Source organism: Streptomyces sp. NPDC102360 (assembly GCF_044766085.1).
Classification (GTDB): Bacteria; Actinomycetota; Actinomycetes; order Streptomycetales; family Streptomycetaceae; genus Streptomyces.
In genome coordinates this window covers 153,294-176,691 of record NZ_JBIWLG010000006.1, presented here as the reverse complement: position 1 = coordinate 176,691, position 23,398 = coordinate 153,294, and the positions used below count along the sequence as shown (strand labels likewise).

At 69.1% G+C, this 23,398-nt stretch carries 18 protein-coding genes; 13 read left to right on the top strand and 5 right to left on the bottom strand.

All coding sequences use genetic code 11. From position 1 onward, the window contains the following. Window positions 1–157: 157 nt before the first annotated feature. The 12 genes from uvrC (at window position 158) to ACIRHA_RS24150 (ending at window position 15,208) form a co-directional block, all read left to right on the top strand. Entirely contained in the window at window positions 158–2,284 is a 2,127-nt protein-coding gene (uvrC, locus tag ACIRHA_RS24205; protein ID WP_403850127.1) for an excinuclease ABC subunit UvrC, read from the top strand. Then, window positions 2,281–3,351 carry an RNase adapter RapZ gene (rapZ, locus tag ACIRHA_RS24200; protein WP_403849371.1) on the top strand — a complete coding sequence of 357 codons (1,071 nt, stop codon included), beginning with the start codon at window positions 2,281–2,283 and terminating at the stop codon, window positions 3,349–3,351. The genes uvrC and rapZ overlap by 4 nt, the downstream gene beginning before the upstream one ends. Beyond that, window positions 3,348–4,385: a uridine diphosphate-N-acetylglucosamine-binding protein YvcK gene (gene yvcK / locus ACIRHA_RS24195; RefSeq protein WP_403849368.1), complete on the top strand. Its 1,038-nt coding sequence runs from the start codon at window positions 3,348–3,350 to the stop codon at window positions 4,383–4,385. Before rapZ ends, yvcK begins: the two co-directional genes overlap by 4 nt. Beyond that, window positions 4,376–5,401 (top strand): DNA-binding protein WhiA, encoded by a 1,026-nt coding sequence (gene whiA / locus ACIRHA_RS24190; RefSeq protein WP_403849366.1) that lies wholly within the window; start codon window positions 4,376–4,378, stop codon window positions 5,399–5,401. Before yvcK ends, whiA begins: the two co-directional genes overlap by 10 nt. 206 nt (window positions 5,402–5,607) lie before the next feature. Continuing rightward, entirely contained in the window at window positions 5,608–8,535 is a 2,928-nt protein-coding gene (locus tag ACIRHA_RS24185) for a M14 family zinc carboxypeptidase (RefSeq protein ID WP_403849364.1), read from the top strand. 193 nt (window positions 8,536–8,728) lie between these two features. After that, window positions 8,729–9,736 carry a type I glyceraldehyde-3-phosphate dehydrogenase gene (gene gap / locus ACIRHA_RS24180; protein ID WP_389281022.1) on the top strand — a complete coding sequence of 336 codons (1,008 nt, stop codon included), beginning with the start codon at window positions 8,729–8,731 and terminating at the stop codon, window positions 9,734–9,736. Window positions 9,737–9,919: 183 nt separating this feature from the next. Next, complete coding sequence (locus ACIRHA_RS24175; RefSeq protein ID WP_403849361.1) at window positions 9,920–11,131, top strand: phosphoglycerate kinase; 1,212 nt, start codon at window positions 9,920–9,922, stop codon at window positions 11,129–11,131. Between the two features lie 6 nt (window positions 11,132–11,137). Continuing rightward, entirely contained in the window at window positions 11,138–11,926 is a 789-nt protein-coding gene (gene tpiA / locus ACIRHA_RS24170) for a triose-phosphate isomerase (protein ID WP_403849359.1), read from the top strand. A 117-nt stretch (window positions 11,927–12,043) separates the two neighbouring features. Then, window positions 12,044–12,274: a preprotein translocase subunit SecG gene (gene secG / locus ACIRHA_RS24165; RefSeq protein ID WP_403849356.1), complete on the top strand. Its 231-nt coding sequence runs from the start codon at window positions 12,044–12,046 to the stop codon at window positions 12,272–12,274. 230 nt (window positions 12,275–12,504) lie between these two features. Next, window positions 12,505–12,840 carry an RNA polymerase-binding protein RbpA gene (locus tag ACIRHA_RS24160; protein WP_266720873.1) on the top strand — a complete coding sequence of 112 codons (336 nt, stop codon included), beginning with the start codon at window positions 12,505–12,507 and terminating at the stop codon, window positions 12,838–12,840. Window positions 12,841–12,997: 157 nt separating this feature from the next. After that, a complete protein-coding gene (gene pgi / locus ACIRHA_RS24155; RefSeq protein ID WP_403849354.1) occupies window positions 12,998–14,653 on the top strand; it encodes a glucose-6-phosphate isomerase in 1,656 nt (551 codons plus the stop codon). A 333-nt stretch (window positions 14,654–14,986) separates the two neighbouring features. After that, complete coding sequence (locus ACIRHA_RS24150; RefSeq protein WP_403850124.1) at window positions 14,987–15,208, top strand: DUF2087 domain-containing protein; 222 nt, start codon at window positions 14,987–14,989, stop codon at window positions 15,206–15,208. A gap of 49 nt (window positions 15,209–15,257) precedes the next feature. Here the strand turns inward: ACIRHA_RS24150 and pgl are convergent, their stop codons facing one another. Genes pgl through tkt form a run of 5 tightly spaced genes read right to left on the bottom strand, consistent with a single transcriptional unit; the run spans window position 15,258 to window position 21,901 of the window. Next, on the bottom strand, window positions 15,258–15,992 hold the full coding sequence (gene pgl / locus ACIRHA_RS24145; protein WP_403850121.1) for a 6-phosphogluconolactonase: 735 nt from the start codon (window positions 15,990–15,992) through the stop codon (window positions 15,258–15,260). Window positions 15,993–16,047: 55 nt separating this feature from the next. Continuing rightward, on the bottom strand, window positions 16,048–17,124 hold the full coding sequence (gene opcA, locus ACIRHA_RS24140; protein WP_403849352.1) for a glucose-6-phosphate dehydrogenase assembly protein OpcA: 1,077 nt from the start codon (window positions 17,122–17,124) through the stop codon (window positions 16,048–16,050). Beyond that, window positions 17,121–18,656, bottom strand: coding sequence for a glucose-6-phosphate dehydrogenase (gene zwf / locus ACIRHA_RS24135; RefSeq protein ID WP_403849350.1), 1,536 nt, complete (start codon window positions 18,654–18,656; stop codon window positions 17,121–17,123). The genes opcA and zwf overlap by 4 nt, the downstream gene beginning before the upstream one ends. Before the next feature lie 4 nt (window positions 18,657–18,660). Continuing rightward, entirely contained in the window at window positions 18,661–19,779 is a 1,119-nt protein-coding gene (gene tal, locus ACIRHA_RS24130; protein ID WP_403849347.1) for a transaldolase, read from the bottom strand. Window positions 19,780–19,813: 34 nt separating this feature from the next. After that, window positions 19,814–21,901 carry a transketolase gene (gene tkt, locus ACIRHA_RS24125; RefSeq protein ID WP_403849344.1) on the bottom strand — a complete coding sequence of 696 codons (2,088 nt, stop codon included), beginning with the start codon at window positions 21,899–21,901 and terminating at the stop codon, window positions 19,814–19,816. A 390-nt stretch (window positions 21,902–22,291) separates the two neighbouring features. Here tkt and ACIRHA_RS24120 point away from each other — a divergent pair, with 390 nt between their 5' ends. Then, window positions 22,292–23,242, top strand: coding sequence for a heme o synthase (locus ACIRHA_RS24120; protein WP_403850117.1), 951 nt, complete (start codon window positions 22,292–22,294; stop codon window positions 23,240–23,242). The last annotated feature ends 156 nt before the right edge of the window (window positions 23,243–23,398 follow it).

Sequence of the window (23,398 nt, the reverse complement as noted above, 5' to 3'; positions counted from 1 at the left end):
CTCAAGTCACCCGGCATTGAAGCGTGTTGGCCCGCGCCCGACAAGCCTCGATACGCACCACACTCAACGCCACCGGACGACCACGCTCAGGCGTCGGACGCCGCGGGCGGCCGCGTGCCCCCGGGAGCGCGGCGCCACCACCGTCGGGCACCCCGAACTGTCACACCCCGCCAGTAGGGTGTCTGACATGGCCGACCCCTCCAGCTACCGCCCCAAGCCGGGACAGATCCCCGACTCCCCAGGGGTGTACAGGTTCCGCGACGAGCACCGCCGGGTGATCTACGTCGGGAAGGCGAAGAGCCTGCGCCAGCGCCTGGCGAGCTACTTCCAGGACCTGGCGAACCTGCACCCCCGTACGCGCACGATGGTCACCACGGCCGCGTCCGTGGAGTGGACGGTGGTGTCCACGGAGGTCGAGGCGCTGCAGCTGGAGTACTCCTGGATCAAGGAGTACGACCCCCGGTTCAACGTCAAGTACCGCGACGACAAGAGCTACCCGTACCTCGCGGTGACCATGAACGAGGAGTTCCCGCGGGTCCAGGTGATGCGCGGCCAGAAGAAGAAGGGCGTGCGCTACTTCGGTCCCTACGGGCACGCGTGGGCGATCCGCGACACCGTGGACCTGCTCCTGCGCGTCTTCCCCGTACGCACCTGTTCCAAGGGCGTGTTCAACAACGCGGAGCGCACGGGCCGGCCCTGTCTGCTCGGCTACATCGGCAAGTGCTCGGCGCCCTGCGTGAGCCGCGTCACGCCCGAGGAGCACCGCGAACTGGCCGAGGAGTTCTGCGACTTCATGGCGGGGCGTACGGGGACGTACATCCGGCGCCTGGAGAAGGACATGGCCGCGGCCGCCGACGAGATGGAGTACGAGCGGGCGGCCCGCCTGCGCGACGACGTCGAGGCGCTCAAGAAGGCCATGGAGAAGAGCGCGGTCGTCCTCGCCGACGCCACCGACGCCGATCTCGTCGCCCTGGCGGAGGACGAGCTGGAGGCGGCCGTCCAGATCTTCCACGTGCGCGGCGGACGCGTGCGCGGCCAGCGCGGCTGGGTCACCGACAAGGTCGAGGCGGTCACCAGCGGTGACCTCGTCGAGCACGCGCTGCAGCAGCTCTACGGGGAGGAGACCGGGGACGCCGTACCCAAGGAGGTCCTCGTCCCCGCGCTGCCCGAGCCCCTGGAGCCCGTCCAGGCCTGGCTCACCGAGCGCCGCGGGTCGAACGTGTCGTTGCGCATCCCGCAGCGCGGCGACAAGAAGGCGCTCATGGAGACGGTCCACAGGAACGCGCAGCAGGCACTCGTCCTGCACAAGACGAAGCGCGCCTCCGACCTCACCACGCGCTCGCGCGCGCTGGAGGAGATCGCCGCGGCCCTCGACCTGGACAGCGCTCCGCTGCGCATCGAGTGCTACGACATCTCGCACCTCCAGGGCGACGACGTCGTGGCCTCCATGGTCGTCTTCGAGGACGGCCTCGCCCGCAAGAGCGAGTACCGGCGCTTCCAGATCAAGGGCTTCGAGGGCCAGGACGACGTCCGGTCCATGCACGAGGTCATCACCCGCCGCTTCAAGCGCTACCTCTCCGCACAGGACCAGTCGCGCGACTGGTCGGACGAGGAGCCGGACTCGGCCGACAGGGCCGAAGGGGGCGAGGAGCCGGTGGTCGAGGAGTCGCGCCTCACGGAGGACGACGGCCGGCCCAAGCGGTTCGCCTACCCGCCGCAGCTCGTCGTGGTCGACGGCGGACAGCCGCAGGTCGCGGCGGCCAAGCGGGCCCTGGACGAGCTCGGCATCGACGACATCGCGGTGTGCGGCCTCGCCAAGCGCCTCGAAGAGGTCTGGGTGCCGGACGAGGAGGACCCGGTGGTCCTTCCCCGCACCAGCGAGGGGCTCTACCTGCTCCAGCGCGTGCGGGACGAGGCGCACCGCTTCGCGATCACCTACCAGCGCACCAAGCGGGCCAAGCGCTTCAGGTCGGGCCCGCTGGACGATGTGCAGGGTCTCGGGGACTCGCGCAAGCAGACGCTGCTCAAGCACTTCGGGTCGGTGAAGCGGCTGCGGGCCGCCACCATCGACCAGATCTGCGAGGTCCCCGGCATAGGCCGCAAGACGGCCGAGGCCATCGTGGTGGCCTTCGCCAAGGCCGAGCCCGCCGCGCCCGCGGTGAACACGGCCACCGGAGAGATCATTGAGTACGAAGACGAAGCGGCCGGCACGACGGACGTGCCGGCCGGCGGGAACCCCGTCAGTGCGGGCGCCCCGGAGGAACGACGGGGGCAGGAGTCATGAGCGAGCAGGACCACGAGAGCAGTGACAGCAGCGGTACGCCACAGGGCCCCGCACCACAGGAACAACCGCAACCACAGCACGGAGCACACGTGAGCACGGGCACCGGATCAGGGACAGGACCAGGTACGGACCCGGACGCGGGCGCGGACCGGGACACCGCGGCGGGAGCGGGCAAGCCCGCCGAGGCGCCGGGCGTCCCCGACACCGCCATCCCCGAACTCGTGATCATCTCCGGGATGTCGGGCGCGGGCCGCTCCACGGCGGCGAAGTGCCTGGAGGACCTCGGCTGGTTCGTCGTCGACAACCTGCCGCCCGCGCTGATCCCCACCATGGTGGAGCTCGGCGCCCGCTCGCAGGGCAACGTGGCGCGGATCGCGGTCGTCGTCGACGTACGGGGACGGCGCTTCTTCGACAACCTCCGGCAGTCCCTCGCGGACCTGGAGGCCAAGCACGTCACGCGCCGCATCGTCTTCCTGGAGTCCTCCGACGAGGCACTGGTGCGCCGCTTCGAGTCCGTGCGCCGGCCGCACCCCCTCCAGGGCGACGGCCGCATCGTCGACGGCATCGACGCCGAGCGCGAGCTGCTGCGCGAGCTGCGCGGCGACGCGGACCTGGTCATCGACACCTCCAGCCTCAACGTCCACGAACTGCGCGCCAAGATGGACGCCCAGTTCGCCGGCGACGAGGAGCCCGAGCTGCGGGCCACCGTCATGTCGTTCGGCTTCAAGTACGGCCTGCCGGTCGACGCCGACCTGGTGGTCGACATGCGCTTCCTGCCGAACCCGCACTGGGTCCCCGAGCTGCGCCCCTTCACCGGCCTGAACGAGGAGGTGTCGAACTACGTCTTCTCGCAGCCCAGCGCCAAGGAATTCCTCGACCGCTACACCGAGCTGCTCCAGCTGATCGCCGCCGGCTACCGCCGGGAGGGCAAGCGCTATGTGACCATCGCCGTCGGCTGTACGGGCGGCAAGCACCGCTCCGTCGCCACGTCGGAGAAGCTCGCCGCCCGCCTCGCCGCGCAAGGCGTCGAGACCGTGATCGTCCATCGCGACATGGGACGGGAATGACGGGACGTACCCTGCGGCTCACCAGCAGGATCCGCCGCCGAACCTCGCCCGTGAAGCCGGGCAGGGGCACCACACCCAAGGTCGTCGCCCTCGGCGGCGGCATGGGTCTTTCGGCGTCCCTGGCCGCGCTGCGCCGCATCACGAACAACCTCACCGCCGTCGTCACCGTCGCCGACGACGGGGGCTCCAGCGGCCGCCTGCGCGACGAACTGGGCGTGCTGCCGCCCGGTGATCTGCGCAAGGCCCTCGCGGCCCTGTGCGGGGACGACGACTGGGGCCAGACCTGGGCCCGCGTCATCCAGCACCGCTTCCAGTCCAAGGGCGAGCTGCACGAGCACGCGGTCGGCAATCTGCTGATCGTCGCCCTGTGGGAGCAGCTCGGCGATCATGTGCAGGCCCTGGACCTGGTCGGCAAGCTGCTCGGCGCGCAGGGGCGGGTGCTGCCCATGTCCGCCGTCCCGCTGGAGCTCCAGGCCCTGGTGAAGGGGCACGATCCGACACGCCCGGACGACATCGAGACGGTGCGAGGTCAGGCGACGGTCGCGCTCACCCGCGGTGAGGTCCAGTCCGTCCATGTGGTGCCGCGCGATCCGCCGGCCGTTCCGGAGGCGGTCGCCGCGGTGCTCGACGCGGACTGGGTGGTGCTGGGCCCGGGCTCCTGGTTCTCCTCCGTGATTCCGCATCTGCTGGTCCCTGAGCTGCTCGACGCGCTGGTCGAGACGAAGGCCCGGACGGTCCTCTCGCTCAACCTCGCGCCGCAACCCGGAGAAACTGAGGGGTTCTCCCCGCAGCGTCATTTGGAAGTTTTGGGACGACACGCACCTAAACTCGCCCTGGACGTGGTTTTGGCCGATGAGGCCGCCGTGCCCGATCGTGAGTCCCTGACCGAAACCGCGCGTGAGCGTTTCGGTGCCGCGGTCGAGCTGGCGCCGGTGGCCAGGCCCGACGGCACTCCGAGGCACGACCCGGAGCTGTTGGCCGCCGCGTACGACCGTATTTTTCGGATGCATGGAAGGATCGGCCCATGGCGATGACGGCAGCGGTGAAGGACGAGATCTCCCGGCTCCCCGTCACCCGGACCTGCTGCAGGAAGGCCGAGGTATCGGCCATTCTGCGGTTTGCGGGCGGCCTTCACCTGGTGAGCGGCCGCATCGTGATCGAGGCGGAGCTGGACACCGCGATGGCCGCACGGCGGCTCAAGCGGGACATTCTCGAGATCTTCGGGCACAGCTCGGAGCTGATCGTGATGGCGCCCGGCGGGCTGCGCCGCGGCTCGCGGTTCGTTGTACGAGTGGTGGCGGGCGGCGACCAGCTGGCCCGCCAGACGGGCCTGGTGGACGGCCGCGGCCGGCCGATCCGGGGCCTGCCGCCGCAGGTGGTCTCGGGGGCCACCTGCGACGCCGAGGCGGCCTGGCGCGGCGCGTTCCTGGCGCACGGCTCACTCACCGAGCCGGGGCGCTCCAGCTCGCTCGAGGTGACGTGCCCGGGCCCCGAGGCGGCGCTCGCCCTGGTCGGCGCCGCCCGCAGGCTGCAGATCGCGGGCAAGGCCCGTGAGGTGCGCGGTGTGGACCGCGTGGTGGTGCGGGACGGCGACGCGATCGGCGCCCTGCTCACCCGTATGGGGGCGCACGAGTCGGTGCTCGCCTGGGAGGAGCGGCGGATGCGCCGCGAGGTGCGCGCCACGGCGAACCGCCTCGCGAACTTCGACGATGCGAACCTGCGCCGCTCCGCCCGCGCCGCGGTCGCGGCCGGCGCCCGGGTGCAGCGCGCCCTGGAGATCCTCGCCGACGACGTGCCCGAGCACCTCGCCGCGGCGGGCCGCCTGCGCATGGACCACAAGCAGGCGTCCCTGGAGGAGCTGGGCGCGCTCGCCGACCCGCCGCTGACCAAGGACGCCGTCGCGGGCCGCATCCGCCGCCTGCTGGCCATGGCGGACAAGCGGGCCCAGGACCTCGGCATCCCCAGCACGGAGTCCAACATCACGGAGGACATGGCGGAGGAGCTGACGGAGGAGATGGCGGAGAGCCTCGCGGAGAACCTGGCGGGCTGACTCGCAGCACCTCTTCGACGAGCCGGTGGCGGCGCCCCTCGCGGGCGCCGCCACCGGCTTTTCCGTGCGCCCGAAGCGGAGGCGTAGCCCCCGCCGAAGGACGTTTGAAGCCCCCTTGACTTGACCATGAACGGTCATGATTCTGGCGTTTGTTCGCTTCTGCGGCATCACGCCACAACCGTGGCAGACAACTGCAAGGGGGGCTCATGCGTCGAAGAGCGGGACGAAGAGCGAGATCGATCCTCGCTGTCGGAGCGCTTGTTCTGGGGGTGGGAGGCGCCGCACTGGCGCCCGTCGCCCACGCGGACAACGGCCCGGCGAAGGAAAGTTCCGGCGCGGACGCCGTCAAGGTGTTCCGCGCCGAGGTGTCGAAGGAGCAGATACCGCTGCTCCTCCAGGCCGGCCAGGACGGCCACGAACTCGGCGAGCAGGCACCCGACAAGGGCACTTCGAAGGTCGAGGTCTACCTCACCGACAAGCAGGCCGACAGCCTTCGCAAGAAGGGCGTCGAGCTCACCGAGCACAAGCTGAGCACCAGGGCCACGGCCCGCGTCGAGGCCGCCGGTGACGGAGTCTTCCGCCCGTACAGCGGCAAGGGCGGCCTCCAGGAAGAGGTCCTGCGCACTGCCCAGGAGCATCCCGACCTGACCAAGGTCGTCTCCATCGGCAAGACGCTCCAGGGCCAGGACATCCTCGCGCTCAAGCTCAGCAAGGGCGCCAAGAAGGTCAAGGACGGCGCGAAGCCGTCCGTGCTCTACATGTCGAACCAGCACGCGCGCGAGTGGATCACCCCGGAGATGACCCGCCGACTGATGCACCACTACGTGGACAACTACTCCAAGGACGCGCGCGTCAAGAAGCTCGTCGACTCCACGGAGATGTGGTTCGTCCTCTCCGCCAACCCCGACGGCTACGACTGGACGTTCAAGGACGCGGCCAACCGCCAGTGGCGCAAGAACCTGCGCGACAACAACGGCGACGGCAAGTACACCACCGGCGACGGCGTCGACCTCAACCGCAACTTCGCCTACAAGTGGGGCTACGACGACGAGGGTTCGTCACCCGAACCCGCCAACCAGACCTACCGCGGCGCCGGCCCGAACTCCGAGCCGGAGACCAAGGCCCTCGACTCCTTCGAGAAGCGCGTCGGCTTCGACTACGCCATCAACTACCACTCCGCCGCCGAACTGCTGCTCTACGGAGTGGGCTGGCAGGTCGCCACGCCGACCCCGGACGACGTGCTCTACAAGGCGCTCGCCGGCACCCCGGAGAAGTCCGCGATCCCCGGCTACCACCCGCAGGTCTCCTCGGAGCTGTACACGACGAACGGCGAGGCCGACGGGCACGCCGGCAACGTCAACGGCGTCTCGATGTTCACGCCCGAGATGAGCACCTGCCAGACTGCGTCGAACGCCGACCCGGGCGACGCGTGGAACGCGGCCGACTGCGCGTCGGTCTTCACGTTCCCGGACGACGAGAAGCTCATCCAGGCCGAGTTCGAGAAGAACGTCCCCTTCGCGATGTCGGTCGCCGAGACCGCCTCGCACCCGGACCAGCCGTCGTCCTCGGTCGGCATGGAGGCACCCGACTTCACCCCGGCGAAGTTCACGACTTCGTACGCGCGCGGTGGTGACCAGGAAGTCTCCGTGACCGCGCGGAAGTCGGTGCGCGACAAGGAGCTGAACTACCGCGTCAATGGCGGCCGTTCGCACGATGAGGAATTGCGCGCCTGGAAGGGCGGCGAGACCTACGGAGGCGACGACAATCTGCACTTCGACGCCTATCGGGCGAAGGTCGAGGACGCCGATGTCGGCGACAAGGTAGAGGTGTGGTTCACGGGACGGACGAAATCCGGAAAGAGCACAAGCAGCGAGCACTTCACCTACACCGTCGCCGCACGCGACAAGGGCGACACTCTTGTCGTCGCGGAGAACGACTCCGCCGGTGTGCAAACGGCTGCCTACGTAGACGCGCTCAAGGCCGCGGGCCGCTCCCCGGTCGTCTGGAACGTCGCCAAGCAGGGCGCTCCCGACCCCCTCGCCGTGCTCGGCCACTTCAAGGCGGTCGTCCACTACACGAGCGCCGACCGGCCGGCCCTCGCCACCCAACTGGCCATACGCGACTACCTGAACGAGGGCGGCAAGCTCGTCGAGGCGGGCGAGAAGGCGGGCGGCTCCGTCGACATCGGTGACACCACGACGAACGACTTCAGCCAGTACTACCTGGGCGCCTACTCGCGCACGGCCTCCCCGGTGGCGACCCGCTTCGACGGTTCCGGCGCCCTCGACGGGATCGCCGCGTCCCTCGGAGACGCCCCCGGCAACCCGCTGAACGGCGCGGGCCTGTACGAGGCGACCTCCGCCACGCTGCCGAAGTTCACCAGCGCGGGAGCGGGCCAGTACGAAGGTGCGGGCATGGCGGCCGCCGTCCACACGGACGACGCGTACAAGCGCCTGACCCGCACCATCGACCTCAGCGGAGTCGCCGCGGCCCAGCAGCCGTTCCTGCGGATGCAGCTCCTGTGGGACACCGAACCGGGCTACGACCACGTACTCCTGGAGGCGCACACGACCGGTGCGGAGGACTGGACGACGCTGCCCGACAGGGACGGCTACACCTCGAACAAGGTGCCCACGGAGTGCGAGGCAGGGTTCTTCATCCAGGACCACCCGGCGCTCACCCGCTACCTGACGCCGGACGGCGCCGCCTGCGGCAACACCGGCACCTCCGGCCAGTGGAACAGCCTCACCGGCTCCTCGGACGACTGGAAGACGGTCACGTACGACCTGAGCGCCTACGCCGGGAAGTCCGTCGAGGTGTCCCTGAGTTACGTGAGCGACCCCGGCACCGGCGGCGAGGGCGTGCGCGCCGACAACGCCTCCGTCGTCATCCAGGGACAGGCCACCGAGACCGAGGACTTCGAGACGTCCCTGGGCGTCTGGAGCGTCCCCGGGCCGCCCGCGGGCAGCCCGCCCGCCGTGAAGGACTGGGCGCTCGCCAAGGACCTGTTCACGACGTACGGCGCGATCAGCACGCCGGACACGGTGCTGCTCGGATTCGGCCTGGAACACGTGACCATGGCCGCCGACAGAAATGCGCTCATCCGAAAGGCCCTGCGCTCAATTAGCGACTGATCGGGGCCTGAATTACCCGCGAAATACACGGCGGCCCGTACGTTACTCATGAGTACGGGCCGCTGTGTCCTGCACGGAGTCGTTCGATGTCACCCCAAGCCTTTATGGGAGGTAGGGTCGGAGGCGGTCGGGGACATCCCAAATAAATCTCGCCGGCGTCGATACTCCGGCGTACCAACGAGGAGATCGGTTCGTGACGATCCGCGTAGGCATCAACGGCTTTGGCCGCATCGGTCGCAATTATTTCCGCGCCCTTCTTGACCAGGGTGCAGACATCGAGATCGTTGCTGTCAACGACCTGGGTGACACCGCGACCACCGCACACCTTCTTAAGTACGACACCATCCTGGGCCGACTCAAGGCCGAGGTGTCGCACACCGAGGACACCATCACGGTCGACGGCCACACCATCAAGGTGCTGTCCGAGCGCAACCCCGCCGACATTCCGTGGGGCCAGCTGGGTGTCGACGTGGTGATCGAGTCCACGGGCATCTTCACGAAGAAGGCGGACGCCGAGAAGCACATCGCCGGCGGCGCCAAGAAGGTCCTCATCTCGGCTCCGGCCAAGGACGAGGACATCACCATCGTGATGGGCGTCAACCAGGACCAGTACGACCCGGCGAACCACCACGTCATCTCGAACGCGTCGTGCACCACCAACTGTGTGGCGCCGATGGCGAAGGTGCTCGACGAGAACTTCGGCATCGTCCGTGGCCTGATGACGACGGTTCACGCGTACACGAACGACCAGCGCATCCTGGACTTCCCGCACAGCGACCTGCGCCGCGCGCGTGCCGCCGCGGAGAACATCATTCCGACCACGACGGGCGCCGCCAAGGCCACCGCCCTGGTCCTCCCGCAGCTCAAGGGCAAGCTCGACGGCATCGCGATGCGCGTCCCGGTCCCGACCGGCTCGGCCACCGACCTGGTCGTGGAGCTGCAGCGCGAGACCACCAAGGACGAGGTCAACGCCGCGTTCAAGAAGGCCGCGGACGGCGAGCTCAAGGGCATCGTGTACTACACCGAGGACCCGATCGTGTCCTCGGACATCGTCGGCGAGCCGGCCTCCTGCACCTTCGACTCCTCCCTGACCATGGTCCAGGAGGGCAACTCGGTGAAGATCCTCGGCTGGTACGACAACGAGTGGGGCTACTCCAACCGTCTCGTCGACCTCACGGTCTTCGTCGGCGGTCAGCTCTGAACCTCTAAGGTTCTGGAGCAGCAAGGCACTCAGATGTGAGCGAAGGGTCCGGACCCGCGCGATGCCGCGCGACAGTCCGGACCCTTCGCGCGTCGGCCTCCATGGCTCAGCCTCCCCGGCTCGGCCTTCGAGGCCCGCCCTTCTCAAGAACGTGCACGACCAGCCCTCTCAAGGAGCCCATCCATGAAGACGATTGAGGAACTTCTCGCCGAAGGGGTCGACGGGAAGCGGGTGTTCGTCCGCGCCGACCTCAACGTGCCGCTGGCCGACGGCCTCATCACCGACGACGGCCGCATCCGTGCCGTCCTGCCCACCGTGCAGGCCCTGGCCGGCGCGGGCGCCAAGGTGATCGTCGCCTCCCACCTGGGCCGGCCCAAGGGCGCCCCGGACCCGCAGTTCTCGCTGCTGCCCGCCGCCGAGCGCCTCGCCGAGCTGCTGGGCAAGCCGGTCGCGTTCGCCCAGGACACGGTCGGCCCCGCGGCCAACGAGGCCGTGGACGGCCTTGAGCCCGGCCAGGTCGCCGTCATCGAGAACCTGCGCTTCAACGCCGGCGAGACGAGCAAGGACGACGCCGAGCGCGGCGACTTCGCCGAACAGCTCGCCAACCTCGCGGACATCTACGTAGGCGACGGTTTCGGCGCGGTGCACCGCAAGCACGCCTCCGTGTACGACCTGCCGAAGCGGCTGCCGCACTACGCGGGCTACCTCATCGCCACCGAGGTCGGCGTCCTGAAGAAGCTCACCGACGACGTCAAGCGCCCCTACGTGGTCGCGCTCGGCGGCGCAAAGGTCTCCGACAAGCTGGCCGTCATCGACCAGCTGCTCGGCAAGGCCGACCGCCTCCTCATCGGCGGCGGCATGGCGTACACGTTCCTCAAGGCCAAGGGCTACGAGGTCGGCATCTCGCTGCTCCAGGAGGACCAGCTGGCGACCGTCACGGAGTACATGGAGCGCGCCGAGAAGAACGGCGTGGAGCTCGTGCTCCCGGTCGATGTCCTGGTCTCGCCGGAGTTCCCCGACCTCAAGGGCAAGACCCCGGCCAACCCCACCACCGTCGCCGCGGACGCCATCCCGGCCGACCAGGAGGGCCTGGACATCGGTCCGGAGACCCGCAAGCTGTACGCCTCGAAGCTCGCCGACGCGGAGACCGTGTTCTGGAACGGCCCGATGGGCGTCTTCGAGCACCCCGACTACGCCGAGGGCACCAAGGCGGTAGCCCAGGCCCTCATCGACGCTCCCGGCTTCACCGTGGTGGGTGGCGGAGACTCCGCCGCGGCGGTCCGTACGCTGGGCTTCGACGAGAAGGCATTCGGCCACATCTCGACCGGCGGTGGCGCCTCCCTCGAGTACCTCGAGGGCAAGACGCTGCCCGGTCTCGCCGCACTGGAGGACTGACCCCGCATGACTGCTCCCGTACAGGGCCGCACGCCGCTGATGGCGGGCAACTGGAAGATGAACCTCAACCACCTCGAGGCCATCGCGCACGTCCAGAAGCTCGCTTTCGCTCTCGCGGACAAGGACTACGACGCCGTCGAGGTCGCCGTTCTGCCGCCGTTCACCGACCTGCGCTCCGTGCAGACGCTGGTCGACGGCGACAAGCTCAAGATCAAGTACGGCGCCCAGGACCTCTCGGCGCACGACTCCGGCGCGTACACCGGCGAGATCTCCGGCCCGATGCTCGCCAAGCTCAAGTGCACCTTCGTGGCGATCGGCCACTCGGAGCGCCGGCAGTACCACGACGAGACCGACGAGGTCGTCAACGGCAAGGTGAAGGCCGCGTACAAGCACGGCCTGACGCCGATCCTGTGTGTCGGTGAGGAGCTGGACGTCCGCGAGGCGGGCGACCACGTCTCCCACACGCTCGGCCAGGTCGAGGGCGGCCTCAAGGATCTGCCCGCCGAGCAGGCCGAGACGATCGTCATCGCCTACGAGCCCGTGTGGGCCATCGGCACCGGCAAGGTGTGCGGCGCCGACGACGCGCAGGAGGTCTGCGCGGCCATCCGCGGCAAGCTCGCCGATCTGTACTCGCAGGACGTCGCCGACAAGATCCGCATCCAGTACGGCGGCTCGGTGAAGTCCGGCAACGTCGCGGAGATCATGTCCAAGCCCGACATCGACGGCGCGCTGATCGGTGGCGCCTCGCTGGACGCCGACGAGTTCGTGAAGATCGTTCGCTTCCACGAGCAGTGACACGAGCAGCGAGTAGGCGCTAGCCGCCATACGTCGTACCCTTGCGGGGCCGATGCTCTTACCGAGCTTCGGCCCCGTCGTCCGAAAAGTTCCGAGGAAGTTGGTCCAGCCGTGGTTATGGGGTTCTCGATCGCCCTGATCGTCTTCAGCCTGCTGCTGATGCTCCTGGTGCTGATGCACAAGGGAAAGGGCGGCGGCCTCTCCGACATGTTCGGTGGCGGCATGCAGTCCTCCGTCGGCGGCTCCTCGGTCGCCGAGCGCAACCTCGACCGGATCACGATCGTGACCGGTCTCCTGTGGTTCGCGTGCATCGTGGTGCTCGGCATTCTGATGAAGATCAACAACTGACTTTCGGGCTCCGGTCCCTGGGACCGGCCCGCCACAACCGCATATCTCTTACGTAAAGCCCCATGTTCGGTACGCGCTCAACAACGCGGCCTATCATGGGGCTTGCGTCTGGGGAGCGATGTAACTCCAAGCACTGGACGCGCGTTGGGCCTTACGTAGACTGAGGCGCTCCGCGGCGAAGCGCGAACGCCGACACGCTTCGCGGCACCATCACGCAGGGAGTTACGACCGTGGCAAGTGGCAACGCGATCCGAGGAAGTCGGGTCGGGGCGGGGCCGATGGGCGAGGCCGAGCGCGGCGAGTCCGCGCCGCGCCTGCGCATCTCCTTCTGGTGCTCGAACGGGCACGAGACGCAGCCGAGCTTCGCCTCCGACGCGCAGGTGCCGGAGACCTGGGACTGTCCGCGCTGCGGCTTCCCGGCCGGGCAGGACCGGGACAGCCCGCCGGCCCCGCCGCGTACGGAGCCGTACAAGACGCATCTGGCCTACGTGCGGGAGCGGCGCAGCGATGCGGACGGCGAGGCGATCCTCGCCGAGGCGCTCGCGAAACTGCGGGGCGAGATCTGACCCATGAAAGGGCCGGGCACCTGAGAAGGTGCCCGGCCCTTTCTCGTCCCTCTTTCGTGTGGCCGCGGAAAGGCCCGATTCACCCTGATCAATTAGGTTGGACGGCAGCAGCGGGGCACCGTACGTACGCAGGTACGAGAGAAGGCTGAAGTTCGAGATGAACGCGTCCGACAAGCAGACAGCACTCACGCAGACGCCCGAATGGCAGGCGCTCGTCAAGCACCGCGAGCAGCTGGGCGACGTACAGCTGCGGGATTTGTTCGAGGCCGATCCCGCGCGCGGGTCCGGTTGGGCGCTGCGGGTCGGTGACCTGCACGTCGATTACTCCAAGCACCTGGTCACCGAGGAGACGCTGCGGCTGCTGCGCGAGCTGGCCGCCGCGACCGACGTGTTCGGCCTGCGCGACGCCATGTTCCGCGGCGACAAGATCAACACGACCGAGGACCGGGCGGTCCTGCACACCGCGCTGCGTGCTCCGCGTGACGCCGTGATCGAGGTCGACGGTGAGAACGTGGTGCCGGGCGTGCACGCCGTGCTCGACAAGATGGCCGCCTTCGCCGACCGGGTCAGGTCGGGGGAGTGGACCGGGCACACCGGCAAGCGGATCCGCAACGTCGTGAACATCGGCATCGGCGGCTCCGACCTCGGCCCCGCGATGGCGTACGAGGTGCTGCGCTCCTTCGCCGACCGCGAGCTGACCGTCCGCTTCGTGTCGAACGTCGACGGGGCGGACCTGCACGAGGCCGTCCGCGACCTCGACCCGGCCGAGACGCTGTTCGTCATCGCCTCGAAGACCTTCACCACCATCGAGACGATCACCAACGCGACGTCCGCGCGCAACTGGCTGCTCACCGAGCTGAAGGCCCCTCAGGAAGCCGTCGCCAAGCACTTCGTGGCGCTTTCGACGAACGCCGAGAAGGTGTCGGAGTTCGGCATCGACACGGCCAACATGTTCGAGTTCTGGGACTGGGTCGGCGGACGTTATTCGTATGACTCGGCGATCGGGTTGTCGCTGATGATCGCCATCGGCCCGGCCGCGTTCCGCGAGATGCTCGACGGGTTCCACCTCGTCGACGAGCACTTCCGCACCGCACCCGCCGAGTCCAACGTCCCATTGCTGATGGGGCTGTTGGGCATCTGGTACGGCAACTTCCACGACGCGCAGTCGCACGCCGTGCTGCCGTACTCGCACTACCTCTCCAAGTTCACGGCGTACCTCCAGCAGCTCGACATGGAGTCGAACGGCAAGTACGTGCAGCGCAACGGCGAGGAGGTCGGCTGGCAGACCGGCCCCGTGGTGTGGGGCACGCCCGGCACGAACGGGCAGCACGCCTACTACCAACTCATCCACCAGGGAACGAAGTTGATTCCGGCGGACTTCATCGGTTTCGCCGAACCCGTCGCCGATCTGCTGCCGGGGCTCGTCGCCCAGCACGACCTCCTCATGGCCAACTTCTTCGCGCAGACCCAGGCGCTGGCGTTCGGCAAGACGCCCGACGAGGTGCGTGCCGAGGGGGTGCCCGAGGAGCTGGTGCCGCACAAGACGTTCAAGGGCAACCACCCGACGACCACGATCCTCGCGAAGGACCTCACGCCGTCCGTGCTCGGGCAGTTGGTCGCCCTCTACGAGCACAAGGTGTTCGTGCAGGGTGCCGTCTGGAACATCGACTCCTTCGACCAGTGGGGCGTCGAGCTCGGCAAGGTGCTCGCCAAGCGCGTGGAGCCGGCGCTCACCGAGGGGGCGCAGGTGCCGGGGCTCGACACGTCGACGCAGGCGCTGGTCGCGAAGTACCGCGAGCTGCGGGGACGTTAATCATTATTGGGGTGCGCAAAGACCTTCCGGCGGGTGAGACTGCCCGTCCGTGACCCTGCCGGGAGGCACCCTGTGGATCAGCTCATGTCGGCGCTCGCCGACCCCGAACGACTCAGGCTTTACGCGCGTATCGTCCTCGACGACCTGCCGCCGCGCGAGGCCGACTCCCCGGTGGCCCGCAAGCACCTGGGCAAGCTGATCGGCGCCGGCCTCGTCGAGCGCCTCGACGACGGCTCGTTGCGGGCGGGACCCGAGGTCTTCCGTCGCCACCGGACCCCCGAGCCCACCACGGGCGTCCCGCGTCACCTCACGGGGTTCTTCTCGCGGGGCCGCCTGACGGCCATACCGGTGCGACCCACCGTCCGCCACGAGCTTCTCGTGCACCTCACGGGCACCCTCTTCGACACCGAGCGCTCGTACAGCGAGCGCGAGGTCAACGCGGCGCTGCGCACCGTCCACGACGACACGGCCGCGCTGCGCCGCTACTGCGTCATCGACGGCCTCCTCGTACGCGAGAAGGACGGGTCGGACTACCGGGTGCCGCAGCACGCGTAGGGCCCCACTTCTTTAAGAAGCGGGGCCCACGTGCCTACGTAGGGCGTCGTTACGCGATCGCCGGCGGATACAACTCCGGCGGCAGCTGCGACGCCGCGGCCGCGTCCAGCAGCCACAGCGTGCGCGAGCGGCCGTACGCGCCCGCGGCGGGGGCCTGGATCTCGCCCGCGCCGGACAGTGCGATCGCGGCGGCCCTCGCCTTGTCCTCGCCCGCGGCCAGCAGCCACACCTCGCGCGCGGCCCGGATCGCCGGAAGCGTGAGCGTGGTGCGGGTGGGCGGGGGCTTGGGTGCGCCGTGCACGCCGACGACCGTGCGCTCCGTCTCGCGGACCGCCGGGAGCTCAGGGAAGAGCGACGCGACGTGCGTGTCGGGGCCGACGCCGAGCATCAGGACGTCGAAGGTCGGCACGGGGCCGTGGTCCTCGGGCCCCGCGGCGTTCGCGAGCTCGGCCGCGTACGCCTCGGCCGCGGCGTCCGCCTCGAAGGGACCGTCCGACGCGGGCATGGGGTGCACGCGCGTGGGGTCGAGTGGCACCGCGTCGAGCAGGGCCTCCTTCGCCTGTGTGTAGTTGCGCTCGGGGTCGCCGTCCGGCAGGAAGCGCTCGTCGCCCCACCACAGGTCGAGGCGCCCCCAGTCGACCGCGTCCCTGGCGGGGGCCGCGTGCAGCGCGGCCAGCAGACCGTTGCCGTTGCGGCCGCCCGTCAGGACGACGGAGGCGGAGCCGCGGGCGGACTGGGCGTCGACGATCTTGGTGATCAGCCGGGCCGCGGCCGCCTGCGCCATCAGCTCCTTGTCGCGGTGGACGACGAGTTGGGGTGCTGCACTCACTTGTCTGCGCTCACTTCGTCGTTGTCTTCCTGGCCGGGGCCTTCTTGGCGGAGGCCTTCTTGGCCGGCGCCTTCTTCGCGGCCGCCTTCTGGGCGGGCGCCGCCGCGGGAGCGGCCGAGGCTGCCGACGACACCGACTCCGGCACCGTCTTCTGGTCCTCGGGCTCGCCAAGCCGGTCCACGCCGAACCGCAGCGCGGCCGCGTACGTGTCGTCCGGGTCGAGCCGGCGCAGCTCCTCCGCGATCAGCTCGGACGTCTCGCGGCGCTTGAGCGCGACCGCGCGGTCCGGCTGGCCCTGGATGGAGAGCGTGGCGAGGGTGCCGTCGGCCCGGTCGAGGACGATCGGGCCGCAGGTGGACTCCAGGCGTACGCCGGTCAGGCCGGGGCCAGCCGACAGACTGCGCCGCACCGGGACGTCGAGCCGGTCCGCGAGCCACATCGCGAGCAGCTCGCAGCTCGGGTTGAACTCCTCGCCCTCGACCTCGACCGAGGTGACGTCGCAGGTCACCTGGTCGAGCGCGGCGGCCAGCATCGAGCGCCACGGCGTGATCCGGGTCCACGACAGATCGGTGTCGCCGGGGGCGTAGGACTCGGCCCTCGCCTCCAGCTCGTGGACCGGCTGCTCGGCCGCGTACGTGTCCGTGACGCGGCGCTGGGCCAGTGCGCCGAGCGGGTCGTTCGCGGGGTCCAGAGGCGCGTCCACGGGCCACCAGACGACCGTCGGGGCGTCGGGCAGCAGCAGCGGGAGCACGACCGACTGGGCGTGGTTGATCACCTCGCCGTACAGGCGCAGCACGACGGTCTCGCCGGTGCCCGCCTCGGCGCCGACCCGTACCTCGGCGTCGAGCCGGGACTTCGTGCGGTCGCGAGGAGAGCGCGAGACGCGCTTGATGACCACGAGGGTGCGCGAGGGGTGCTCGCGCGAGGCCTCGTTGGCGGCCTTCAGGGCGTCGTAGGCGTTCTCCTCGTCGGTGACGATGACGAGGGTCAGCACCATGCCGACGGCGGGTGTGCCGATGGCGCGGCGGCCCTTGACGAGCGCTTTGTTGATCTTGCTGGACGTGGTGTCCGTCAGGTCGATCTTCATGGCCGGCGCCAGCTCCGTCCGTCTCGTGCGAGCATTTCGTCCGCCTCGGCGGGCCCCCACGTGCCTGACGGGTACTGCGCGGGCTTGCCGTGCTTGTCCCAGTAGCCCTCGATCGGGTCGAGGATGTTCCAGGACAGCTCGACCTCCTCCGTGCGCGGGAAGAGGTTGGCGTCGCCCAACAGGACGTCCAGGATGAGCCGTTCGTACGCCTCGGGGCTCGACTCCGTGAAGGACTCGCCGTACGCGAAGTCCATCGACACGTCCCGGATCTCCATCGACGTGCCCGGCACCTTCGAGCCGAAGCGGACCGTGATGCCCTCGTCCGGCTGGACGCGGATCACGATCGCGTTCTGCCCCAGCTCCTCCGTCGCCGTGTGGTCGAAGGGGGAGTGCGGCGCCCGCTGGAAGACGACGGCGATCTCGGTGACCCTGCGGCCGAGACGCTTGCCCGTACGCAGGTAGAAGGGCACGCCCGCCCAGCGGCGGTTGTCCACCTCCAGCTTGACGGCCGCGTACGTGTCGGTCTTCGACTTCGGGTCGATGCCGTCTTCCTGGAGGTAGCCGACGGCCTTCTCGCCGCCCTGCCACCCGGCCGCGTACTGCGCGAACACCGTGTCCTTGCCGATGTCCTTCGGCAGCTTCACGGCGCCGAGCACCTTGGCCTTCTCGGCGACGAGCGCGTCCGCGTCGAAGGAGGCGGGCTCCTCCATCGCGGTCAGCGCCATCAACTGGAGGAGGTGGTTCTGGATGACGTCACGGGCGGCGCCGATGCCGTCGTAGTAGCCGGCGCGGCCGCCGATGCCGATGTCCTCGGCCATCGTGATCTGGATGTGGTCGACGTACGACCGGTTCCAGATCGGCTCGAACATCTGGTTGGCGAAGCGCAGCGCCAGGATGTTCTGGACGGTCTCCTTGCCGAGGTAGTGGTCGATCCGGAACACCTGGTCCGGGTCGAACACCTCGTGCACGATCGCGTTGAGGTCCTTGGCGGAGGCGAGGTCGTGGCCGAAGGGCTTCTCGATGACGGCGCGCCGCCAGGATCCTTCGGGGGCGTCCGCGAGGCCGTGCTTCTTGAGCTGCTGGACCACGTTCGGGAAGAACTTCGGCGGTACGGACAGGTAGAACGCGAAGTTGCCGCCCGTGCCCTGCGACTTGTCCAGGTCGTTGATGGTCGCCTTGAGCTGCTCGAACGCGTCGTCGTCGTCGAAGTTGCCCTGGACGAAGCGCATCCCCTGGATGAGCTGCTGCCAGACCTCCTCGCGGAACGGCGTGCGCGCGTGCTGCTTGACCGCGTCGTGCACTTCCTGCGCGAAGTCCTCGTCCTGCCACTCGCGGCGGGCGAACCCGATCAGCGAGAAGCCGGGCGGGAGCAGACCCCGGTTCGCGAGGTCGTAAACCGCGGGCATCAGCTTCTTACGTGACAAATCGCCCGTAACGCCGAAAATCACCAGGCCCGACGGCCCCGCGATACGCGGGAGCCGTCGGTCGGCGGCGTCACGGAGCGGATTGCTGTTCGCTCCGTGTGCGGTCAAGGGATCAGCCCTCCGAGGGGGCGAGGCGCTTGAGCTCCGCCTCGGTCGACTTCAGCAGGTCGTTCCAGGACGCCTCGAACTTCTCGACGCCCTCGTCCTCCAGGAGCTGCACGACCTCGTCGTACGAGATCCCCAGCTTCTCGACGGCCTCGATCTCCTTGCGGGACTGGTCGTACGTGCCCGCGATCGTGTTCCCGGAGATCTGGCCGTGGTCGGCCGTCGCCTCCAGGGTGGCCTCCGGCATGGTGTTCACCGTGCCGGGAGCGACCAGGTCGTCGACGTACAGGGTGTCCTTGTACGCCTTGTCCTTGACGCCCGTCGAGGCCCACAGCGGGCGCTGCTTGTTGGCCTGCGCCTTGTCGAGCGCGGCCCAGCGGTCGCTGCCGAACACCTCTTCGTACGCCTCGTAGGCGAGCCGGGCGTTGGCGAGGGCGGCCTTGCCGCGCGCCGCCTTCGCGTCGTCCGTCCCGAGGGCGTCGATCCGCTTGTCGATCTCGGCGTCCACGCGGGACACGAAGAACGAGGCGACCGAGTGGATCGTCGACAGGTCGAGGCCCTTGGCCTTGGCCTTCTCCAGGCCGGCGAGGTAGGCGTCCATGACCTCGCGGTAGCGCTCGAGGGAGAAGATCAGCGTGACGTTGACGCTGATGCCGTTGCCGATCGTCTCGGTGATCGCGGGCAGACCGCCCTTGGTCGCCGGGATCTTGATCAGCGTGTTCGGCCGGTCCACCAGCCACGCGAGCTGGCGGGCCTCGGCGACCGTCGCCCTGGTGTTGTGCGCCAGGCGCGGGTCGACCTCGATCGACACGCGGCCGTCCTGGCCGCCCGTCGCGTCGAAGACCGGGCGCAGGATGTCGGCGGCGTCGCGGACGTCCGCCGTCGTGATCATGCGGATGGCTTCTTCCACGGTGACCTTGCGGGCGGCGAGGTCGGCGAGCTGCTGCTCGTAACCGTCACCGCTGGAGATCGCCTTCTGGAAGATCGACGGGTTGGTGGTGACGCCCACGACGTGCTGCTCGTCGATCAGTTCGGCGAGGTTGCCGGACGTGATCCGCTTGCGCGACAGGTCGTCCAGCCAGATCGCGACGCCTTCCTCGGAGAGGCGCTTCAGTGCGTCTGTCATGGAAATTGCATCTCCTATGTCGTGTACGAAGGCGTCAGCGCTTGGCCGCGGCGAGAGATTCCTTCGCCTTGGCGGCGACGTTCTCGGCAGTGAAGCCGAACTCCTTGAAGAGGACCTTGCCGTCCGCGGACGCACCGAAGTGCTCCAGCGAAACGATGCGGCCGGCGTCCCCGACGAAGCGGTGCCAGGTCAGACCGATCCCGGCCTCGACGGCGACGCGCGCCTTCACGGCCGGCGGCAGGACGCTGTCCCGGTACCCCTGGTCCTGGCCCTCGAACCACTCGACGCACGGCATCGAGACGACGCGGGTGGCGATGCCCTCGGACTCCAGCTGCTCGCGGGCCTCGACGGCCAGGTGCACCTCGGAGCCGGTGGCGATCAGGATCAGGTCCGGCGTCGCCTTGGAGGCCTCGACGAGGACGTAGCCGCCCTTGGCGGTGTCCTCGTTCGCCTCGTACGTCGGCACGCCCTGGCGGGTCAGCGACAGGCCGTGCGGGTGCGAGACGCCGTACTCCTTCTTGCCGCGGCGCAGGATCTCGCGCCAGGCGATCGCCGTCTCGTTGGCGTCCGCGGGGCGGACGACGTTGAGGCCGGGGATGGCGCGCAGCGACGCGAGGTGCTCGACCGGCTGGTGCGTCGGGCCGTCCTCGCCGAGGCCGATGGAGTCGTGCGTCCACACGTAGGTGACGGGCAGCGACATGAGTGCGGACAGACGCACGGCGTTGCGCATGTAGTCGGAGAACACCAGGAAGGTGCCGCCGTAGATGCGCGTGTGGCCGTGCAGCGCGATGCCGTTCATCTCCGCGGCCATGGAGTGCTCGCGGATACCGAAGTGGATCGTGCGGCCGTACGGGTCGGCCTCCGGCAGCGGGTTGCCCTTCGGCAGGAACGACGACGTCTTGTCGATCGTCGTGTTGTTCGAGCCGGCGAGGTCGGCGGAGCCGCCCCACAGCTCGGGGATCACACCGCCGAGCGCCTGGAGCACCTTGCCGGAGGCGGCGCGGGTGGCGACGCCCTTGCCGGTCTCGAAGACGGGGAGCTTCTCCTCCCAGCCGGCCGGCAGCTCGCCCGCGTTGATGCGGTCGAACTCGGCGGCGCGCTCCGGGTTGGCGGAGCGCCACTCGGCGAGCTGCTTCTCCCACTCGGCCTTGGCCTGCGCGCCGCGCTCCAGGGCGCCGCGCGTGTGGTTGATGACCTCGTCGGAGACCTCGAAGGACTTCTCCGGGTCGAAGCCGAGGACGCGCTTGGTGGCGGCCACCTCGTCGTCGCCGAGCGCCGAGCCGTGCGCGGCCTCGGTGTTCTGCGCGTTCGGGGCGGGCCAGGCGATGATCGAGCGCAGGGCGATGAAGGACGGCTTGTCCGTCACGGCCTTGGCGGCCTCGATGGCGTTGTGGACCGCCTCGGGGTCCAGGTCGCCGTCCGCCTTCGGCTCGACGCGCTGGACGTGCCAGCCGTACGCCTCGTAGCGCTTGCAGGTGTCCTCGGAGACCGCGGTCTCGGTGTCGCCCTCGATCGAGATGTGGTTGTCGTCCCACAGCAGGATCAGGTTGCCGAGCTGCTGGTGCCCGGCCATGGACGAGGCCTCGGAGGAGATGCCCTCCTGGAGGCAGCCGTCACCGGCGATCGCGAAGATGTAGTGGTCGAAGGGGCTCTCGCCCGCGGCGGCCTCGGGGTCGAACAGGCCGCGCTCGTAGCGGGCGGCCATGGCCATGCCCACCGCGTTGGCGACACCCTGGCCGAGCGGGCCCGTGGTGGTCTCCACACCGGTGGTGTGCCCGTACTCCGGGTGGCCCGGCGTCTGGGAGCCCCAGGTGCGGAACGCCTTCAGGTCGTCCAGCTCCAGGCCGAAGCCGGCCAGGTAGAGCTGGATGTAGAGGGTCAGTGAGGAGTGGCCCGCGGACAGGACGAAACGGTCCCGGCCGGGCCAGTCGGCGTCCGCCGGGTCGTGTCGCATCACCTTCTGGAAGAGGGTGTACGCGGCCGGGGCCAGGCTCATCGCCGTACCGGGATGGCCGTTGCCGACCTTCTGTACGGCGTCGGCGGCCAGGACGCGAGCGGTGTCAACGGCCCGCTGGTCCACATCGGTCCACTCGAAGTCTGTGGTGGTCGGCTTGGTGCTCACCCTGGGTCAGGGCTCCTCTCCACATGTCTCATGCCGGTGACGTCTGTCACCAGCCGGTGTCGAGCCTACCTTCGCTGGAACGTGCTTTTTTTCGAGTCATTCCAGACTGCCGGGAGTCTGTCGGATCCGCCTCCTGACGGGGATCGGCGTGCTTTCGACACGTGAATACGCGGCCGCTCAGATGGGGGCTCATCCGTGACCCGAAATGCTCATCCGGACGGGCGCCGACGAGGGGCGCGAGAGGGCGTTACGGCATGCGGGCCGACACGGCCCACCCCCGCGAAGGGCTGAGTGTGGGCAACGTCTAAAGTGGCGTGGTAAGCGCGAGCCGTTACCGGGACTTCACATCAAGTGGTCCGCACCGGGGGCTCGCTGGAGTCTCTGTCAGGGGTGTGCGTGACGGCCGTCGAATCCCGTCCAGCGGGAGCGCTGACGAGCAGCAGTCGGGGCCAGCGGCCGTTCGGGGCCCGCATCAAGGCGTTCGTGGCGCTGACCAAGCCACGGATCATCGAACTGCTCCTCATCACCACCGTTCCGGTGATGTTCCTTGCCGAACAGGGTGTGCCCGACCTCTGGCTCGTGCTGATCACCTGCCTCGGCGGTTATCTGTCCGCGGGCGGCGCCAATGCCCTGAACATGTGGTACGACCGCGACATCGACGCGCTCATGGAGCGCACGTCGCAGCGTCCGCTGGTCACCGGCATGGTCAGTCCCAACGAGTGCCTGGCCTTCGGCATCGCCCTCGCGGTGATCTCGACGCTGCTGTTCGGCTTCGCGGTGAACTGGTTGTCCGCCTGGCTGTCCCTGGGCGCACTGCTCTTCTACGTAGTCGTCTACACGATGATCCTGAAGCGTCGTACGGCGCAGAACATCGTGTGGGGCGGCATCGCGGGCTGCCTGCCCGTCCTCATCGGCTGGTCGTCGGTCACGAACTCCATGTCGTGGGCGCCGGTCATCCTCTTCGGGGTCATGTTCTTCTGGACGCCGCCGCACTACTGGCCGCTCTCCATGAAGGTGAAGGACGACTACGCGCGCGCGGGCGTTCCGATGCTTCCGGTCCTCGCCTCCAACAAGGTCGTGGCCAAGCAGATCGTCGCCTACAGCTGGGTGATGGTGGCGGTGTCGCTGCTGCTCCAGCCGCTCGGTTACACGGGCTGGTTCTACACGGCGGTCGCGCTGCTCGCCGGCGGGTTCTGGCTGTGGGAGGCGCACGGGCTGCAGAACCGCGCGAAGGCCGAGGTCCAGGGCGCGAAGCTCAAGGAGATGCGGCTGTTCCACTGGTCCATCACCTATGTGTCGCTGGTGTTCGTGGCGATCGCGGTGGATCCGTTCCTGCGCTGAACTTCATAAGAAGTCCTCGATAAGTGGGGTGGGGGGGGGCGGGCCCCCCCCCCCCCCCCCGGGGGGTTTTTTTAGTAGGGGGCTGGAGCAGGGACTATGCCACCAAAAAACAGGTTTGGGGGCCCCCCCCGGCGGCCCCCGCCGGGCGGGCCCGGG

Bases quoted from the DNA above. Each gene is read 5' to 3' on its own strand.
- rapZ (WP_403849371.1), top strand. From the start codon at position 2,281: ATGAGCGAGCAGGACCACGAGAGCAGTGACAGCAGCGGTACGCCACAG.
- yvcK (WP_403849368.1), top strand. From the start codon at position 3,348: ATGACGGGACGTACCCTGCGGCTCACCAGCAGGATCCGCCGCCGAACC.
- whiA (WP_403849366.1), top strand. From the start codon at position 4,376: ATGGCGATGACGGCAGCGGTGAAGGACGAGATCTCCCGGCTCCCCGTC.
- ACIRHA_RS24185 (WP_403849364.1), top strand. From the start codon at position 5,608: ATGCGTCGAAGAGCGGGACGAAGAGCGAGATCGATCCTCGCTGTCGGA.
- ACIRHA_RS24175 (WP_403849361.1), top strand. From the start codon at position 9,920: ATGAAGACGATTGAGGAACTTCTCGCCGAAGGGGTCGACGGGAAGCGG.
- tpiA (WP_403849359.1), top strand. From the start codon at position 11,138: ATGACTGCTCCCGTACAGGGCCGCACGCCGCTGATGGCGGGCAACTGG.
- secG (WP_403849356.1), top strand. From the start codon at position 12,044: ATGGGGTTCTCGATCGCCCTGATCGTCTTCAGCCTGCTGCTGATGCTC.
- pgi (WP_403849354.1), top strand. From the start codon at position 12,998: ATGAACGCGTCCGACAAGCAGACAGCACTCACGCAGACGCCCGAATGG.
- pgl (WP_403850121.1), bottom strand. From the start codon at position 15,992: ATGGCGCAGGCGGCCGCGGCCCGGCTGATCACCAAGATCGTCGACGCC.
- opcA (WP_403849352.1), bottom strand. From the start codon at position 17,124: ATGAAGATCGACCTGACGGACACCACGTCCAGCAAGATCAACAAAGCG.
- tal (WP_403849347.1), bottom strand. From the start codon at position 19,779: ATGACAGACGCACTGAAGCGCCTCTCCGAGGAAGGCGTCGCGATCTGG.